Annotated in this window: 15 protein-coding genes; 13 read left to right on the forward strand and 2 right to left on the reverse strand. The window is 63.7% G+C overall.

Annotated elements, in window-relative coordinates; genetic code table 11:
- Positions 1–29: 29 nt before the first annotated feature.
- The gene (locus tag BFD71_RS26100) at positions 30–845 is read right to left on the reverse strand and encodes a MetQ/NlpA family ABC transporter substrate-binding protein (protein WP_069267214.1); all 816 of its coding nucleotides are present in this window, start codon (positions 843–845) and stop codon (positions 30–32) included.
- A 293-nt stretch (positions 846–1,138) separates the two neighbouring features.
- On the opposite strand from BFD71_RS26100, the gene BFD71_RS26105 reads away from it, so the two are divergent.
- The gene (locus BFD71_RS26105) at positions 1,139–1,867 is read left to right on the forward strand and encodes a basic amino acid ABC transporter substrate-binding protein (protein WP_256094936.1); all 729 of its coding nucleotides are present in this window, start codon (positions 1,139–1,141) and stop codon (positions 1,865–1,867) included.
- 62 nt (positions 1,868–1,929) lie between these two features.
- Entirely contained in the window at positions 1,930–2,712 is a 783-nt protein-coding gene (locus BFD71_RS26110) for an amino acid ABC transporter permease (protein ID WP_069267215.1), read from the forward strand.
- Positions 2,713–2,775: 63 nt separating this feature from the next.
- Here BFD71_RS26110 and speB read toward each other — a convergent pair whose 3' ends face one another.
- Positions 2,776–3,729, reverse strand: coding sequence for an agmatinase (gene speB / locus BFD71_RS26115; protein ID WP_069267312.1), 954 nt, complete (start codon positions 3,727–3,729; stop codon positions 2,776–2,778).
- Positions 3,730–4,055: 326 nt separating this feature from the next.
- Between speB and BFD71_RS26120 the strand changes: the two genes are divergently transcribed.
- From BFD71_RS26120 to BFD71_RS26170, 11 genes are all read left to right on the forward strand, one after another.
- Positions 4,056–5,750 (forward strand): 5-guanidino-2-oxopentanoate decarboxylase, encoded by a 1,695-nt coding sequence (locus tag BFD71_RS26120; protein WP_083245480.1) that lies wholly within the window; start codon positions 4,056–4,058, stop codon positions 5,748–5,750.
- Entirely contained in the window at positions 5,747–7,252 is a 1,506-nt protein-coding gene (locus tag BFD71_RS26125; protein WP_069267216.1) for an aldehyde dehydrogenase family protein, read from the forward strand. Before BFD71_RS26120 ends, BFD71_RS26125 begins: the two co-directional genes overlap by 4 nt.
- A gap of 146 nt (positions 7,253–7,398) precedes the next feature.
- Entirely contained in the window at positions 7,399–8,496 is a 1,098-nt protein-coding gene (locus tag BFD71_RS26130; protein WP_069267314.1) for an ABC transporter substrate-binding protein, read from the forward strand.
- A 5-nt stretch (positions 8,497–8,501) separates the two neighbouring features.
- Entirely contained in the window at positions 8,502–9,428 is a 927-nt protein-coding gene (locus BFD71_RS26135; protein WP_069267217.1) for an ABC transporter permease, read from the forward strand.
- Positions 9,425–10,267 carry an ABC transporter permease gene (locus tag BFD71_RS26140; RefSeq protein ID WP_069267218.1) on the forward strand — a complete coding sequence of 281 codons (843 nt, stop codon included), beginning with the start codon at positions 9,425–9,427 and terminating at the stop codon, positions 10,265–10,267. The genes BFD71_RS26135 and BFD71_RS26140 overlap by 4 nt, the downstream gene beginning before the upstream one ends.
- Positions 10,268–10,308: 41 nt before the next feature.
- Positions 10,309–11,382, forward strand: a complete 1,074-nt coding sequence (locus tag BFD71_RS26145; protein ID WP_069267219.1) for an ABC transporter ATP-binding protein — start codon at positions 10,309–10,311, stop codon at positions 11,380–11,382.
- Positions 11,383–11,469: 87 nt separating this feature from the next.
- Positions 11,470–12,264, forward strand: a complete 795-nt coding sequence (locus BFD71_RS26150; protein ID WP_256094937.1) for a transporter substrate-binding domain-containing protein — start codon at positions 11,470–11,472, stop codon at positions 12,262–12,264.
- 43 nt (positions 12,265–12,307) lie between these two features.
- The gene (locus BFD71_RS26155; protein ID WP_069267221.1) at positions 12,308–13,066 is read left to right on the forward strand and encodes an amino acid ABC transporter permease; all 759 of its coding nucleotides are present in this window, start codon (positions 12,308–12,310) and stop codon (positions 13,064–13,066) included.
- Positions 13,066–13,722: an amino acid ABC transporter permease gene (locus BFD71_RS26160; protein ID WP_069267222.1), complete on the forward strand. Its 657-nt coding sequence runs from the start codon at positions 13,066–13,068 to the stop codon at positions 13,720–13,722. Before BFD71_RS26155 ends, BFD71_RS26160 begins: the two co-directional genes overlap by 1 nt.
- 39 nt (positions 13,723–13,761) lie before the next feature.
- The gene (locus tag BFD71_RS26165) at positions 13,762–14,487 is read left to right on the forward strand and encodes an amino acid ABC transporter ATP-binding protein (protein WP_069267223.1); all 726 of its coding nucleotides are present in this window, start codon (positions 13,762–13,764) and stop codon (positions 14,485–14,487) included.
- 34 nt (positions 14,488–14,521) lie between these two features.
- Entirely contained in the window at positions 14,522–15,418 is an 897-nt protein-coding gene (locus tag BFD71_RS26170; RefSeq protein ID WP_069267224.1) for a LysR substrate-binding domain-containing protein, read from the forward strand.
- The last annotated feature ends 9 nt before the right edge of the window (positions 15,419–15,427 follow it).

Consider the following 15,427-nt stretch of genomic DNA (forward strand, 5'->3'; position numbering starts at 1 on the left):
GATGGAAGCATGCGCAGGCATGCGCAATATCAGAATGCGGGAATCACGGACCCATTGAAGTGTGTCTGGATAAAGTGCCTGACTTCCTCTGACTGATACGCCTTGACGAGCTTCGGCACCCACGGCGCGTTGCGGTCCTGCTCGCGCACCGCGATGATGTTCACGTAGGGGTTGTGTTCCTTGTGCTCGACGGCGATGCCGTCACGCGTGGCGTACAGTCCCGCCTCGGACGCCACGTTATTGACGATGGCCGCGGCATCCACGTCGGGCAGCGAGCGCGCCTGGACCAGCGGGTCCGCCTCGACGAAATTCAGCTTGCGGGGGTTGGCGCGCACATCCTGTAGCGAAGCGGTGCCGGTGTAGGGATCGAAGCCGTCGCGCAACGTGATGAGCTTGTGATCGCGCAGGATCACGAGGGCCCGGGTCTGGTTGCTCGGGTCGGCAGGAATGCTGACCGTTGCACCGACAGGAAGCGCCTCGAGCGACTTGTACTTCTTCGAATAGAAGCCGATGGGCGAAATATACGTGTCGCCAGCCGCCACGATCTTGTAGCCGCGCGACTTGACCTGATCGCGCAGATACGGAATGTGCTGGAAGGAATTGGCGTTCAGATCGCCGTTGTTCAGCGCCTCATTCGGGCTCGCGGTACCGCTGATGACGATGGCCTCCACGTCTAGCCCGTCCTTTTTTGCAACCTGCGTGACGACCTCCCAGATTTGCTCGTCTACGCCACCGGCCACGCCCACCTTGAGCGGCGTCGGCGCGCCGGCGGAGTAGGCGGGACCGCTGGCAAACGGCAGCACGAACGCGAGCGCGGCGAGAATGGGCAGAGTGCGTCGAATCATGAAGATGGCTCCGGGGTGAAAGGATGAGTTGATACGCCGGGCCATTATAGGAACGCGGATCTGCGTGGCACTACGAATGGATTGTCGAATGCTAATGACGCGCGGCGGTCCACCTATAGCCAGCAGGCCTGCTTAACGTGACGCGTTACGGTTGCCATGCGCCGCGATCGAAACGGGATGTAGACGAATTTTGGCTGATAGGCTTTTTAGTGGTTTGCTATATACTTTTCCAACTTTTCTTGTCCCGGGGCGACGACGCTGTGAAAAAAATCCTCCTCACCCTTGCCGCCTCGGTGGCAGCCTGTGCCATCTGGTCAGTCGCCGCGCACGCGGAAGACCGCGAACTGGTTGTGGCATCGAGTGCGACCTATACACCGTTCGCGTTTGAAAACAAGGACAAGCAGATCGTAGGCTTTGACATCGACATCATCGACGCGATCGCGAGGCAGCAGCATATGAAACTGCGTATCGTGAACACGCCGTTCACGAGCATCTTCGCGTCGCTCAACAATGGCGACGTGGACCTGGTCATCTCCGGCGTCACGATCAACGATAAGCGTAAGCAGAGTTTTGACTTCTCGGCGCCGTATTTCGACGCACGCCAGTTGATCGCGGTGCCGAAGAACAGTCCCGTGAAGTCGTTGAAGGACCTGGATGGCAAGAAGGTCTCCGTGGTGAGCGGTTCCACGGCCGACGATGTCATGAGCCGTGAGGTGGGCAAGACCAACCCGAATATCCGACGTTTCGAGAGCACGCCGCTCATCATTTCCGAACTCGCCTCAGGTGGTGTAGACGCGGCAATTGGCGACAACGGTGTCATTGCGTACCGGGTATCGCAGAATCCTGGCCTCAAGACCGTGGAAGACGCGAATTTCCCCAAGGAATACTACGGAATCGTGGTCCGCAAAGGCGACAAGGCCCTGCTGGACAAGATTAACGCCGGGTTGGCTGCGATCCGCGCAGATGGCAGCTACAACGTGATTTACAAGAAGTGGTTCAACCAGGACTTCAAGCCGCAATAATGGCGTGATGCACCGGCGCGCGCCGGGCCCGCCCGCGCTTCGGCCTTTTATTGAAAGCGAGCATGGAAGACAGCAATCCGGTCATGTGGTTCGGCTGGTTCCGCCCGGACATCCTGGTGGAGTACAGGCAACTGTTCTGGGAGGGGGCGTTGGTCACCGTTGGCACGACGGTGGCCTGCGTGCTGATGGGCTGCGCCTTGGGCCTCTTGTTGGCGCTCGCGCGGCTTGCCGACGCGAGGCATCAGCCGTGGCGGGCGGCGTGCAAATATGTGCTGCGCTGGCCGTCTACGGCTTATGTGAGTTTCTTTCGCGGCACGCCGTTGTTCGTGCAGATCTTGCTGATGCATTTCGCGGTGATGCCGGTGTTCATCCATCCGGTGCACGGGCTGTTGATCAGCGGCGATCTGGCTCGAACCTTGAAGCAGAATCACGGGGCGCTGATCTCCGGCGTAGCGGCGCTGACGCTGAATTCCAGCGCCTATATCTCCGAGGTGTTTCGCGCAGGCATCCAGTCGATTGCGATCGGCCAGAGGCAGGCGGGCCAATCGCTGGGCATGACGCACGGGCAGATGATGCGTTATGTTGTGATCCCCCAAGCCTTCCGGCGCATGCTGCCTCCACTGGGCAACAACGTGATATCGCTGCTCAAGGACACGTCGTTGATCTCGGCAATCGGTCTCGGTGAGATGGCCTACGCTGCACGCACAGTGGCCGGCGCTTACGGCCGCTATTGGGAGCCTTACCTGGCGATTGCCGCAGCATACTGGCTGATGACGTTGGCGCTGACAATGGGCCTGCGCAGGCTGGAGGATCACCTGGCGCGAACCGATCACGTCGCACGGTAATCCGATATCTAAAGACTGACGGCAGCAGAGCGGGGTCGCCGCCAAGCTTCGCGATATCCCGAGTCACGCGCGGCGCTTCACACCCGGCAGTACGCAAAGCGCTTCATAAGCGAGATTGGCGGCAAGCAGGGCGGTGGTGCCGAACGGATCGTACGGCGGCGCGACTTCGACCACATCCGCGCCCACCAGGTCGAGCCCCCATGCGCCACGAATGATTTCGAGGGCTTGCGGGACCGTCAGTCCTGCGATCTCCGGCGTGCCGGTACCGGGCGCGTACGCCGGGTCGATGCCGTCGATATCGAAACTCAGATACACCGGCCCTCCGCCAACGCGCTCGCGCACCTCTGCCATCAGCGGTTCGAGCGAGCGGTTCCAGCACTCCTCGGCCTGCACTACGCGAAAACCCTGTTCGCGACACCAGTCGAAGTCTTCTGCGGCGTAGCCGGTGCCGCGCAGACCGATCTGCACCACACGCTGGCAGTCGAGCAGCCCTTCCTCGACCGCGCGGCGAAACGGTGTGCCGTGCGCAATCTTCTCGCCCATCATCGTGTCGTTGACATCCGCGTGCGCGTCGACGTGTATCAGGCCGACCTTGCCGTGCTTGCGATGAATGGCACGCAGGACCGGCAGCGTGATCGTATGGTCGCCGCCTAGCGTGACCGGCGTAGCGCCGTGGCTCAGGATGGCGTCGTAGGCCGTCTCGATCCGTGCGATCGAATCGGGGAGGTTGTACGGATTGATCGCGACATCGCCGATATCCGCGACGCGCAGCGAATCGAACGGCGCGGCGCGTGTCGCCATGTTGTACGGGCGCAGCAACACCGATTCGGTGCGAATCTGGCGCGGCCCGTAGCGCGCGCCGGTGCGATTCGATGTGCCCAGATCGAACGGCACGCCAACGAAGCAGGCATCGAGCCCTTCGGCGTTCTCCACGTTGGGCAGTCGCATCATCGTCGCGATCCCGCCGCAGCGCGGCATCGCGTTACCGCCCAGGGGCTGGAAATATTCCATGTTCACGATTCGCTCCAGTTGCATTCAGTCAGATGCTTAAAAGCATTCGGTGAATGCATTTTCTGCGCGAGGGCGGGACACGAACAATCGAAATATTTTCATGCGACGCATGTTCTCCCGTCATGGATCCGCGTAAACCCTCGCACCTCGCCGTGCATAGGCGGGTTTTCCTCAGGTCATGCAAGAAGCTCATGCACCGCATGAAAACATATCGATTGTCCGCGCCGCGCGGCGCCGCCGAGAATGGTTTGGACAACGACGCAGATGCGTGTGCATAGGCCAATCGGGCCGGCATCTGTATCGGACGGTACCAACCAGGAACGCGACCATCCATGAACTATCCGGAATACACCGCCAGCTTCGAGGAAGCCGGCGCGCGGCCAATGCAATGGCCCCATACAACGGGCCAAACCTGCGGCGAGGCACTCGTCACCCTGCTCGAAGGATACGGCGTCCAGTACGTGTTCGGCATTCCGGGCGTGCATACGGTCGAGCTTTATCGGGGTCTCGCCGCTTCGTCCATCCGCCACGTCACGCCGCGCCATGAACAGGGCGCGGGCTTCATGGCGGACGGCTATGCACGCGTGACCGGAAAACCGGGCGTGTGCTTCATCATCACGGGGCCAGGCATGACAAACATCGCGACCGCGATGGCGCAGGCGTATGCCGACTCCATTCCGATGCTGGTGATATCGAGCGTGAATGCACGCCGCGAACTGGGCAACGGAGACGGACGCCTGCACGAACTGCCATCGCAGCGCGACGTATTCACTGGGCTCACCGCGTTCTCGCACACGCTGCTCGATGCTGCGGAACTGCCCCAGGTGCTGGCCCGCGCATTCGCCGTTTTCGGCGGCGCGCGGCCGCGTCCGGTGCACATCGAGATTCCGCTGGACGTAATCGTCGCACCCGCTCGCGGCATGAACCTGATGCCAGTCGTCCTGCCAGCGAGGCCGGCGGGGTGCCCGGTGGCCCTCGCTGCGGCGGCAGACCTGCTTGCCACGGCGCGCCGTCCACTGATTCTCGCAGGCGGCGGCGCGCTGCACGCCGCGGCCGAACTGCAGGAACTCGCCGAGCGCCTGCAGGCGCCGGTTGCGCTGACGATCAACGCCAAGGGCTTGCTGCCGCCCGAGCATCCGCTGCTGCTCGGCTCGACGCAATCGCTGCCGCCAACGCGGGCGCTGGCCCGCGAAGCGGACGTCGTGCTCGCGGTCGGCACCGAGTTGGGCGAAACCGACTACGACGTGGTGTTCGACGGCGGCTTTTCGATCGAGGGCCGGCTGATCCGCATCGACATCGACGCGCAGCAACTGATGCGCAACTTCAGTCCCGACGTGGCCATCCCCGCCGACTCGCGGCAAGCGCTTGGCAGTCTGTCGACGCGGCTGCATGAACGCATCATGTCGGCGCGTCAGCGCGAGTGGGGCGCGCAGCGGGTCGCGCTCGCGCGGCAGGCCGTGGAGGCCGGCTACGACGCGCCGACACGCTCGCAGAAGCGCCTTGTCGACACGATCACTGCCGCGTTGCCACACGTCATCATCGCGGGCGACTCGACCAGTCCCGTGTATGCGGGCAACTTCGTGCACGACGCACCGCAGCCGCGTTCATGGTTCAACTCGTCGACTGGCTACGGCACGCTGGGCTATGGGCTTCCCGCGGCGATTGGCGCGAAGCTCGCGGCGCCCGATCGCCCCGTGGTTTGCCTGATCGGCGACGGCGGACTGCAGTTCACGCTGCCGGAACTCGCGAGCGCCGTGGAAGCCAGAGTGCCGGTTGTTGTTCTCTTGTGGAACAACTTCGGCTACGGCGAGATTCGCCGCTACATGACGGCGCGCGACATCGTGCCGGTCGGCGTCGATATCCACACGCCGGATTTTCTCGCACTGGCGCGCGGTTTCGGCTGCGTGGCGGCTCGCGTGGATACGCCCGATGCACTTGCTGCCGAGCTGCAGCAAGCCGTATCGCGCGACATTCCGACCGTGGTCGAAGTGAACGAAGCCGACTGGTTTGCGCGGGTGCCAGCATGAAGCTGCATGAAGGGTTCGGGCCGGGAGTGACCCTGCGTACGCAGCTCTACATCGACGGCTTCTGGTGCGCGGGCGAGGGCGGGCGGCGTCTGACGGTCGTCAACCCATCGACCGAAGAAACGATTGCCCACGTCGAGGCTGGCAACGCCGCCGATGTCGATAGCGCGGTGCGTGCCGCCGCACGGGCCTTCCGCACCTGGAAGAAGACAACCGCCGCGCAGCGTGCAGCCTTGCTGCGTGCGATCGCCAGCGGCGTGAGCGACCGGCGCGAGCATCTGGCGGCGCTGCAGTCGCTCAACAACGGCAAACCGCTGGAGGAGGCGCGAATCGACGTGAGCGACGTGATTGCCACGTTCGAGTACTACGCGGGCCTCGCCGAGCAACTCGACGCAGTCGGCGAGTCCGTGGTTGCCATTCCCAGCGACGACTATCGGGCGAGCGTCCGGCGCGAGCCGGCGGGCGCGGTCGCGCTGATCGTGCCGTGGAATTTCCCGATGGTCACGACGGCGTGGAAACTCGCGCCTGCGCTTGCGGCCGGCTGCACGGTCATTCTCAAGCCATCCGAAATAACGCCCCTGCCTGAGCTGGAGCTTGCGGCAATCATCGCGGAGGCCGGTGTGCCGAGAGGCGTGGTCAACGTCGTGACGGGCACGGGCACCGAAGTCGGGGCGCCGTTGGCGTCACACCCGCTCGTCGCGAAGGTTTCCTTTACCGGCAGCACTGCGGTTGGGGCGCAGGTCATGAAAACCGCTGCGGATACGATCAAAGGCGTGAGTCTGGAACTGGGCGGAAAGTCCTCCATTATCGTGTTCGCCGATGCGGACCTCGATCTCGCCACCGACCTCGTTGCGGGCGGCGCGTTTTTCAATGCCGGCCAGATGTGCTCGGCCACTTCGCGCGTACTGGTCGAGCGACCGATAGCGGACGCACTCGCGGCGCGGCTCGCCGACCGCGCAACGCGCACGGTCGTCGGCGATCCTTTCCAGCCCGGCGTGCAGATGGGGCCACTCACCAACCGCGCGCAGTACGACCGCGTGCAGCGCTACATCGCGCACGGCAAGGCCGACGGCGCGCGTCTCGTGATCGAAGGCGAGGCGCCAGCCGGTCCCGGCTACTTTGTGAAACCGACGATGTTCGTCGATATCCCCGCCGAAAGCCCGCTGTGGCGCGAGGAAATCTTCGGCCCCGTGCTGTGCCTGCGCAGCTTCGATACCGAGGACGAGGCCATCGGGGCGGCCAACGATACGGAGTTCGGCCTGGTCGCCACGGTCGTCACGCGTGACGCCGGGCGGGGCAGGCGAGTGGCGGCCGAACTGGAAGCGGGCGTTGTCTGGATCAACGCGCCGCAGGTCATCTTTCCTCAGACCTCATGGGGCGGCTACAAGCGCAGCAGCATCGGGCGCGAGCTGGGTCCGTTCGGGCTCGCCGCCTTCCAGGAAATCAAGCAGGTGCTCATGCCTGTCGGGGCCGCCGCGGCTCCGGAAAACGTTCGCGGTGCATGAGCTTTTTTCATGGCGCGCATGCAGAGATTTCGTTTGTTGCGGGTTTTTGACGCACGTAGAGTCCATTCACGCAGCACGTTCGCGTGATTTTTGGTAATGGCAGCGCGCATTGAGCAGCGCCCATACGGTTCAATCAGGAGATGACCATGCAGGGGATCAAGCTGGGGAGAAGGCAGGCCATTCAGGCAATCGGCACGGCTCTGGCGGCATCGGCCTTGCCCATGCCATTCATCAGTACTGCCAGGGCACAGGAAAAGAGCTATGCGGGCAAGACCCTGCGGCTGCTCACCTGGTCCGACGACACCGGCGCAGCGGCCTTGCGCAACATCGCCGCCACGTTCAGCCAGAAGACCGGCGCGCAGGTCATTGCCGACCGCGCCGATGGCACCTCCGGCATGGTCGCGAAACTCAAGGCGGCCGGCGACCGGCCGACCTACGACGTGATCACGCTTGCCGGGGTCGGCGCCTCCGGTCTCGCCGATGCGGGCCTGCTGATGAAGCCGGATCTGAACAAGCTGCCCAACCTGAAAGACGTCGCGCCGCAATACCGCACGGGCGCCAATGGATTCGGCGTCGGCTACCTGCTGTGGTCGGACGGCCTCGTCTACAACACGTCCACCGTGAAGGCCGCCCCCTCGACGTACGAAGCCCTTTGGGATCCGAAGTATGCGGGACGCCTGTTCCTGCCGCCGCCCGAGTGGGCTGAAGCGGTCGATCTCGCGATCATCGCCGCGAAGATGGCGGGCGGTTCGCAGCAGAACATCGATCCGGGGTTCAAGAAGCTCGCCCAGTTGAAGGACCGCGTGCTGACGCTCGGCGAAAACCCGAACCAGGTCGCCGACCTGTTCCGCACCGGCTCGCTTGACATCGGCGGCATCTATGCACCGGCATTCTTCCCGGAGCAGATCCGCAAGCCCGAGTACAAGATGGCCGTGACCTACGGCATGAAAGAGGGCTTCGCAACCCAGCCGATGTTTACGGTGATTCCGAAGTCGCATCCCGGCGATGTCGATCTCATCCATGCCTTCATCAATCATTCGCTCGATGCCGGCGTGCAGGGCCGCATGGCCGCCGACGTGCTCAACGGTCCGGTGAACTCGCGCGCGGTCATTCCCGCCGAAAGCCGCGCCTTCGTGCCGTCGCCGCAGCAGATCGCCGAGAAGGCCGTGCTCCACGACGACAAGGCGCTCGCCGCGTTGCAGCCTGCGTGGATCAAGCGCTTCACCGAGATCTTTTCCGCGTAAGCGCCATGTCAGCCCTCTCTTCACATCGCGCGGGCACGCCGGCGCAGGCCGGCGAATCGACAGCCCAGCCCGGCACCGCAACGGCGCTGCCGCGCGTGCCGCCGTTGCTGCTGCTCGCGCCGATCCTCGCGTTTCTCGCCGTGCTGATCGCGGCGGCGCTCGCCGTGCTGCGCATGAGCTTTGGTGTGCCAGGAAACGAGTGGCATGCCTTCACGCTGCAGAATTACGTCGACCTCGGGGACGCCTACTTCCTGCGCTCGCTCTGGCTGACCTTGCGGCTGGCCTTCCAGAGCATGATCGTCGCCGTCGTGCTGGCGATTCCCGTGGCACTCGCGATGGCGCGTACACAGTCGCGCACCGCGCGGCGCCTCCTGCTGGCCGGTGTGCTGCTGCCGCTGCTGGTCAATCTGCTGCTGCAGGGCTACGGGTGGCTCGTGATGCTGGGGCCGGCGGGCCTCGTCAATCACGTGCTCATGGCCACCGGCCTGATCGGGCGTCCGGTGTTGTGGCTGTATCGCGAGAACGGCGTGCTGCTCGGACTGATTCAAACGGCGTTCCCGCTCGCCGTGCTTCCCATCTCGAGCGCGATGCGCGCGGTGTCGCGCTCGTACGAAGAGGCGGCGGCTACCCTCGGCGCAAGCCGCTGGCAGACGCTGCGCCACGTGCTGCTGCCGCTGGCGATGCCTGGCATCGTCTCGGGCGCGCTGCTCGTGTTCGCCTATAACGCAAGCGCGTTCGCGGTGCCATTGCTGCTGGGCGGACGCCGCGTGCCGATGCTCGCCGTGCTCGTGCACGATCAGGTCGCGCCGTTGCTGAACTGGCCGGCCGCGTCTGCCTCGGGTGTCGTTCTGATGGCCGCGACGCTTGCGGTGATGGCCATCTCGCAACGACTGGTGCGCGACCTGCAACGCCACGCGGAGTCCCGCTCATGAATGCCTTGCGTATTCCCCTGACGATGCCCGGCCGCCTCAGCCGCGTGACCGGATGGTTCGCGACGATCGTGCTCTTTCTCGCCGCGCTGCCGATTCTGACGATGATCACGATGTCGTTCGGCAATTCGGACACGCTCGAATTTCCGCCACAGAGCTTCGGCCTGCACTGGTATCGGGCCGCATGGCACACGTTCGTGTCACCCGATGCGAGCGACGTGCTGTCCATGGGCACGGCGCTCACGACGAGCCTCATCGTCGCGGTCTCGACGATGTTCATCGCCACCGCCGTTTCCGTGCCCGCTGCCTACGCGCTCTCGCGCTACCGCTTTCGCGGCAAGGCCGTGATCGAGCAACTGGTCGCGCTGCCGCTCGTCTATCCGCTCGTGATGCTGGGGCTTTCGCTGCTGCTCGTCTTCAATGTCCTGCCGGTGGAACTGGGCATGGGGCGGCTCGTCATTGCGCACGTCATCCTGGCGCTGCCGTTCACGGTGAAGAACTGCGCGGCATCGGTTGCGTCGATCGGACCGGAGTTCGAGGAAGCCGCCTGCGTGATGGGTGCGAGCCCGCGGCGTGCGCTCGTCGACGTCGTGCTGCCGCTCATGCGTCCCGGCATTCTCGCGGGCATGCTCTTCGCATTCATCATTTCGTTTAACGAATTCACGGTGACGTTCTTCCTCTACGGCATCAACACGATGACGCTGCCTGTCTGGCTCTACAGCCGCACCGTTTCGTCGCTCGACCCAACCGTGTTTTCGTTCGCGGTCTTCATCGTGCTGATCGACTTCGCCTTGATCTGGCTGCTCGAAAAGCTCGTCGGCGACGAAGGCGTGGCGCTCTGATCGCCGCCCCTCACGCGGTCCCCGGGCACAAAGGAACTCTCATGACTCATCTGTCTTTGCAGGCCATCACCAAGCGCTTTCACAACGCGTTCGCGGTCGACCACGTCGATCTCAACGTTCCGGACGGCAAGCTGGTGTGTTTTCTCGGGCCTTCGGGCTGCGGCAAGACAACCCTGCTGCGTATCATCGCGGGCCTGGAGACGCCGACTTCCGGATCGGTGATATTCGCGGGGCGCGACCTCACGCAGGTGCCGGCCAACCGGCGCGACTTCGGCATGGTGTTTCAGTCGCTCGCGCTGTTCCCGCATATGACCGTTGCCGCCAATGTCGCCTATCCGCTGCGTTTGCGTGGCGTCGACACGCGCGCACAAGCGAAGCGCGTGGCCGAACTGCTCGACCTGATCCAGCTTCCGCACATGGCGAACCGGCCCGTTACGCAGCTTTCCGGCGGGCAGCGCCAGCGCGTGGCGATTGCGCGTGCGATTGCCTCGTCGCCGAAACTGCTGCTGCTCGACGAGCCGCTTTCGGCGCTCGATGCGAAGCTGCGTGAAGCGATGCAGGTCGAGATTCGCCTGCTGCAACAGCGGCTTGGCATCACGACGATCATGGTCACGCATGACCAGCGCGAAGCGATGACGATGGCCGACGAGATCGTCGTGATGCAGAAAGGGCGCATCGCCCAGGTCGGCAGGCCGCTCGACATCTACCGCGATCCCGTGAATGAATTCGTGGCGGACTTCATCGGCCTCGGCAACATCTTGCCCGTGACGCTCGAAGCCGACGCCGGCATCGCGCTGCCGGGCGGCCAGCGGATCGCCGTCAATGCCGCGATGCGCGCGCCGGAGCGCTCGGGCGACATCCGCCTGCTGATTCGTCCGGAAGACGTGTGTGTGCGGCCGATGACTGCGAATCCCGGTCCGAACGTCGTGGCCGGCAAGGTGACGTTTGTTCGCGACGTGGGCGCGCAGATCGAAGCGACGATCGATTGCGACGGCTTCACGCTCACTGCCGCTACCACCCCCCGCGAGACGCCGGACCTCGAAGTGGGGCGACCCGTGCTCGCCGAGATGCCGGCCCACGCGTGCAGGCTGATTCCGGCGCATACCGCCCACTAAAAATTCGCGTTGAAGTTTTTTTACCCCCAAAGAAGCAGTTGGAAGGAGATATCCGTCATGAACACCACTCACGTCACCACGAACCCCATGCAGCGCCTCGCGGCTCGCACCATCGCAGCCTTCGTGCTTGCCGGCATGGCCGGCCTCAGCGCGTTCGCGCCGCTCGCGCATGCGGACGCGCTCGACACGATTGCGAAATCGGGCGTCGTGCGTGTCGGCGTATTCGAGGACTATCCGCCGTTTGGATCGATCGGACCCGACATGAAGCCGCAGGGCTACGACATCGACGTGGCCAATCTGATCGGCAAGGCCCTGAATGCGAAGGTCGAACTCGTGCAAGTGACGGGCGACAACCGCATGGCCTATCTGGCGGATCACAAGGCGGACATACTGCTTTCAGTTGGCCAGACGCCCGAGCGCGCGAAGGTCATCGACTTCTCGCAGCCGTATGCGCCGTACTATCTCGCGGTATTCGGGCCGAAATCGCTGGCGGTGAAGAATGCCGGCGATCTGGCCGGCAAGACGGTCGCCGTCGCGCGCGGCACGCTCGAAGATCTGAGCGTGTCCAAGGTGGCGCCGCCTTCCGCGGTCATCAAGCGCTTTGACGACCCGAACGGCGCGATTTCCGCATTCCTCTCCGGTCAGGCCCAACTGCTCGTGGTTGGCAATGACGTTGGCGCGACCATCATGGCCCGTCATCCCGCCAGCGATCCGGAGCAGAAGTTCTCCTTGTTCAGCTCGCCAGATCACGTGGGCCTGAACAAGAACGAGCCGCGCCTGAAGCAGAAGGTCGACGACGCGATCGCGGCCGCAAAGAAGGACGGCTCGATGAACGCCATCTCGCTCAAGTGGCTGCGTGCTCCGCTGCCGGCCAGTCTTTGATGCGCTCCGGCTCCCGCTTACCTGAACGACAGACGGCGCAGCGATGACTTACACATTCGACTTTAGTGACTTCGGTCTCTACGCGGGCATGCTCGCGCGCGGCGTGGAAGTGACGCTAGGCCTGACGGCGGTCTCGACCGTGCTGGGCGGCCTGCTCGGCATTGCGGGCGCGAGCCTTGCCGTCGCGGGCCCGAGGTGGGTGCGCGCGCTGGTTGCGTCCTACGTCGAGCTGATTCGCAATACGCCTTTTCTCGTGCAGCTCTTCTTTGTGTTTTTCGGGCTGCCGGGTCTGGGCGTGCAGATCAACGAGATGCAGGCGGCGGTTTTGGCGATGACCGTCAATCTGGGGGCCTACGCGACCGAGATCGTGCGCGCCGGCATCGACTCGGTCCCTCGCGGCCAGCGCCAGGCGGCCATGGCGCTCGGGTTGCAGGGGCGGCAGGTTTTCCGCCATGTCGTTCTGCCCCAGGCGCTCGCCAACGTCTTTCCGGCGCTGCTGGGCCAGGTGCTGATCGTGATGCTCGGTTCGGCCGTCGTCTCGCAGATTTCCGTGCCCGACCTGACGTACGCAGCCAACTTCATCCAGTCGCGCAACTTCCGCTCGTTCGAGAGCTACGTGATCGTCACGGTGATCTACCTTCTGCTGTCGATCGTCCTGCGGTTGCTCATCAACCGGCTCGGCAAGGGCCTCTTCGCCGGACGCACGGCACGCGGCGCCGGCGCCTCACGCACAACCCTGCGCGCGTGGTTTTCCGGTCGCGTCCGCATGGCTGCATCCGGCCTTTCGAAGGAGCGTTCGTAATGGTCGAGTTCACGCTCTGGGATATCGCGCGCAATCTGCTGCTGGCCGCGCGCTGGACCGTTCTGCTTTCGCTTTGCGCGTTCGTTGGAGGCGGCATCGCGGGCCTCGTGCTGCTGGCGATGCGCGTGTCGCCGTTGGCCTGGTTGCGTCGCATCGCCGTGCTGTACGTCGAACTGTTCCAGGGCACGCCACTGCTGATGCAGCTCTTTCTCGCGTTCTTCGGGCTGCCGCTCGTGGGAATCGAAGTGTCGCCGTGGCTCGCCGCAACGGTGACGCTCACGCTCTACACGAGCGCCTACCTGGCCGACATCTGGCGCGGCTGCGTCGAAGCCGTGCCACGAGGGCAGTGGAGCGCCGCGGCCAGCCTCGGCATGACATGGCCTCAGCAACTGCGTTACGTCGTCTGGCCGCAGGCATGGAAGATCGCCGTGCCGCCCACGGTCGGCTTTCTCGTGCAGGTGGTGAAGAGTACGGCGCTCACCTCGATCATCGGCCTGACCGAGCTGACCAAGACCGGGACCATGATCACGAACGCCGTGTTTCGTCCGTTCCCGATCTACGCGATGGTCGCGCTGCTGTACTTCGCGATGTGCTTTCCGCTCACGTGGTACGCACGTGTGCTCGAAGGCCGCCACCAGCGTGCCCGTCACCGCTGAACGCATGAACTTCAACGCTTTTCAGAAGCAGGTTTCCACATGATTACCATTAGCAACGTATCGAAGTGGTACGGTCAGTTCCAGGTGCTCACTGACTGCACGACGGAAGTGAAAAAAGGTGAAGTCGTCGTGGTATGCGGGCCGTCGGGCTCGGGAAAATCGACGCTCATCAAGACGGTCAACGGCCTCGAACCGTTTCAGAACGGCGAGATCAGGATCAACGGCGAGTCGGTCGGCGACAGGAAGACCAATCTGTCGAAGCTGCGCTCGAAAGTGGGCATGGTTTTTCAGCATTTCGAACTCTTCCCGCATATGTCGATTACCGAAAACCTCACGCTCGCACAGGTGAAGGTGCTTGGCCGGCACAAGGAAGAGGCCGCGCAAAAGGCCCTGGGGCTGCTGCATCGCGTGGGCTTGCGCGCTCACGCGGACAAGTTTCCTGCCCAGCTCTCCGGCGGTCAGCAGCAGCGTGTCGCAATCGCCCGCGCGTTGTCGATGGACCCGATTGCGATGCTGTTCGACGAGCCAACCTCGGCACTCGATCCGGAGATGATCAACGAGGTGCTGGACGTGATGGTCGAACTCGCCCAGGAAGGCATGACGATGATGTGCGTCACGCACGAGATGGGCTTCGCGAAGAAGGTGGCGAATCGCGTGATCTTCATGGACCAGGGGTGTATCGTCGAAGACGATCTCAAGGAGGCGTTCTTTGCGCAGCCGAAGTCCAGTCGCGCGAAGGACTTCCTTTCAAAGATCCTTCACTAGCCTGCTTCCGTCAAACCGGAAACGCGAATCCCCCATGCGACGCCTTCCTCCACTCAACGCACTGCAGGTATTCGAAGTGGTCGCGCGCCACCGCAGCTTCACGTGTGCTGCAGAACACCTGTGTCTCACGCAGGGCGCGGTGAGCCGACAGATCCTCTCGCTGGAGGACTACTACAAGTTTTCGCTTTTCATCAGAGGAAAGAAGGGGCTCACGCTGACGACCGAAGGCGAGATGCTGCTGCCCGTCGTGAGGGAGGGCCTCGCGCGCATCGAGGAGACGTCGGCGCGCTTGACGCGGCAACGCACCGATCTCGCCATGAAGGTGCCGACCTGCATCATGCGCTGGATGTTGCCAAGAATCATGCGGTTTCAGGGCGAGCACCCAGACTTGCTGGTGCAGATTACGGCAACCTGGCAGCATGACGTCGACTTCCAGGCCGAGCCGTTCGACGCCGCGATCATCTACGGTTCGTCCCCAGGCGCCGATGTTCACGCGGTGCCGCTCTTCGACGAGCAGATCACGCCGGTATGCGCGCCGGAACTGCTGAACAGCAAGCCGCTCGCACAGTTCGACGATCTCTCGCAATTTACGCTGCTGCATCCGACGCGAGACCATCGTGACTGGAGACAGTGGCTCGATCAGGTTGGCGCGACCCAGGTGGACGCAAACATGGGTCCGAGTTTCGAAACGCTCGATCTGGCCACGAACGCGGCCATGCAAGGCTTCGGCATTGCGATCGGCGACCGCACGCTGGTCGACGACGACCTCGTGGCGAAGCGGCTTGTCATGCCGTTCGACACGGTGATCGAAACGGGCGCGCGCTATTACTTTGTCTATCCCGAGTGCGTGGCACATCAGCCGAAGGTGAAGCTCTTCAGCGAGTGGATGGCACGCAATCACCAACGACAACCGGCGATTGCGCCGGTATAGCAACCGCCA

The sequence above is a fragment of the Paraburkholderia nodosa genome, assembly GCF_001718195.1.
Classification (GTDB): Bacteria; Pseudomonadota; Gammaproteobacteria; order Burkholderiales; family Burkholderiaceae; genus Paraburkholderia; species Paraburkholderia nodosa_A.

Bases quoted from the DNA above. Each gene is read 5' to 3' on its own strand.
- BFD71_RS26100 (WP_069267214.1), bottom strand. From the start codon at position 845: ATGATTCGACGCACTCTGCCCATTCTCGCCGCGCTCGCGTTCGTGCTG.
- BFD71_RS26110 (WP_069267215.1), top strand. From the start codon at position 1,930: ATGGAAGACAGCAATCCGGTCATGTGGTTCGGCTGGTTCCGCCCGGAC.
- BFD71_RS26120 (WP_083245480.1), top strand. From the start codon at position 4,056: ATGAACTATCCGGAATACACCGCCAGCTTCGAGGAAGCCGGCGCGCGG.
- BFD71_RS26125 (WP_069267216.1), top strand. From the start codon at position 5,747: ATGAAGCTGCATGAAGGGTTCGGGCCGGGAGTGACCCTGCGTACGCAG.
- BFD71_RS26130 (WP_069267314.1), top strand. From the start codon at position 7,399: ATGCAGGGGATCAAGCTGGGGAGAAGGCAGGCCATTCAGGCAATCGGC.
- BFD71_RS26135 (WP_069267217.1), top strand. From the start codon at position 8,502: ATGTCAGCCCTCTCTTCACATCGCGCGGGCACGCCGGCGCAGGCCGGC.
- BFD71_RS26140 (WP_069267218.1), top strand. From the start codon at position 9,425: ATGAATGCCTTGCGTATTCCCCTGACGATGCCCGGCCGCCTCAGCCGC.
- BFD71_RS26145 (WP_069267219.1), top strand. From the start codon at position 10,309: ATGACTCATCTGTCTTTGCAGGCCATCACCAAGCGCTTTCACAACGCG.
- BFD71_RS26150 (WP_256094937.1), top strand. From the start codon at position 11,470: ATGCAGCGCCTCGCGGCTCGCACCATCGCAGCCTTCGTGCTTGCCGGC.
- BFD71_RS26155 (WP_069267221.1), top strand. From the start codon at position 12,308: ATGACTTACACATTCGACTTTAGTGACTTCGGTCTCTACGCGGGCATG.
- BFD71_RS26160 (WP_069267222.1), top strand. From the start codon at position 13,066: ATGGTCGAGTTCACGCTCTGGGATATCGCGCGCAATCTGCTGCTGGCC.
- BFD71_RS26165 (WP_069267223.1), top strand. From the start codon at position 13,762: ATGATTACCATTAGCAACGTATCGAAGTGGTACGGTCAGTTCCAGGTG.
- BFD71_RS26170 (WP_069267224.1), top strand. From the start codon at position 14,522: ATGCGACGCCTTCCTCCACTCAACGCACTGCAGGTATTCGAAGTGGTC.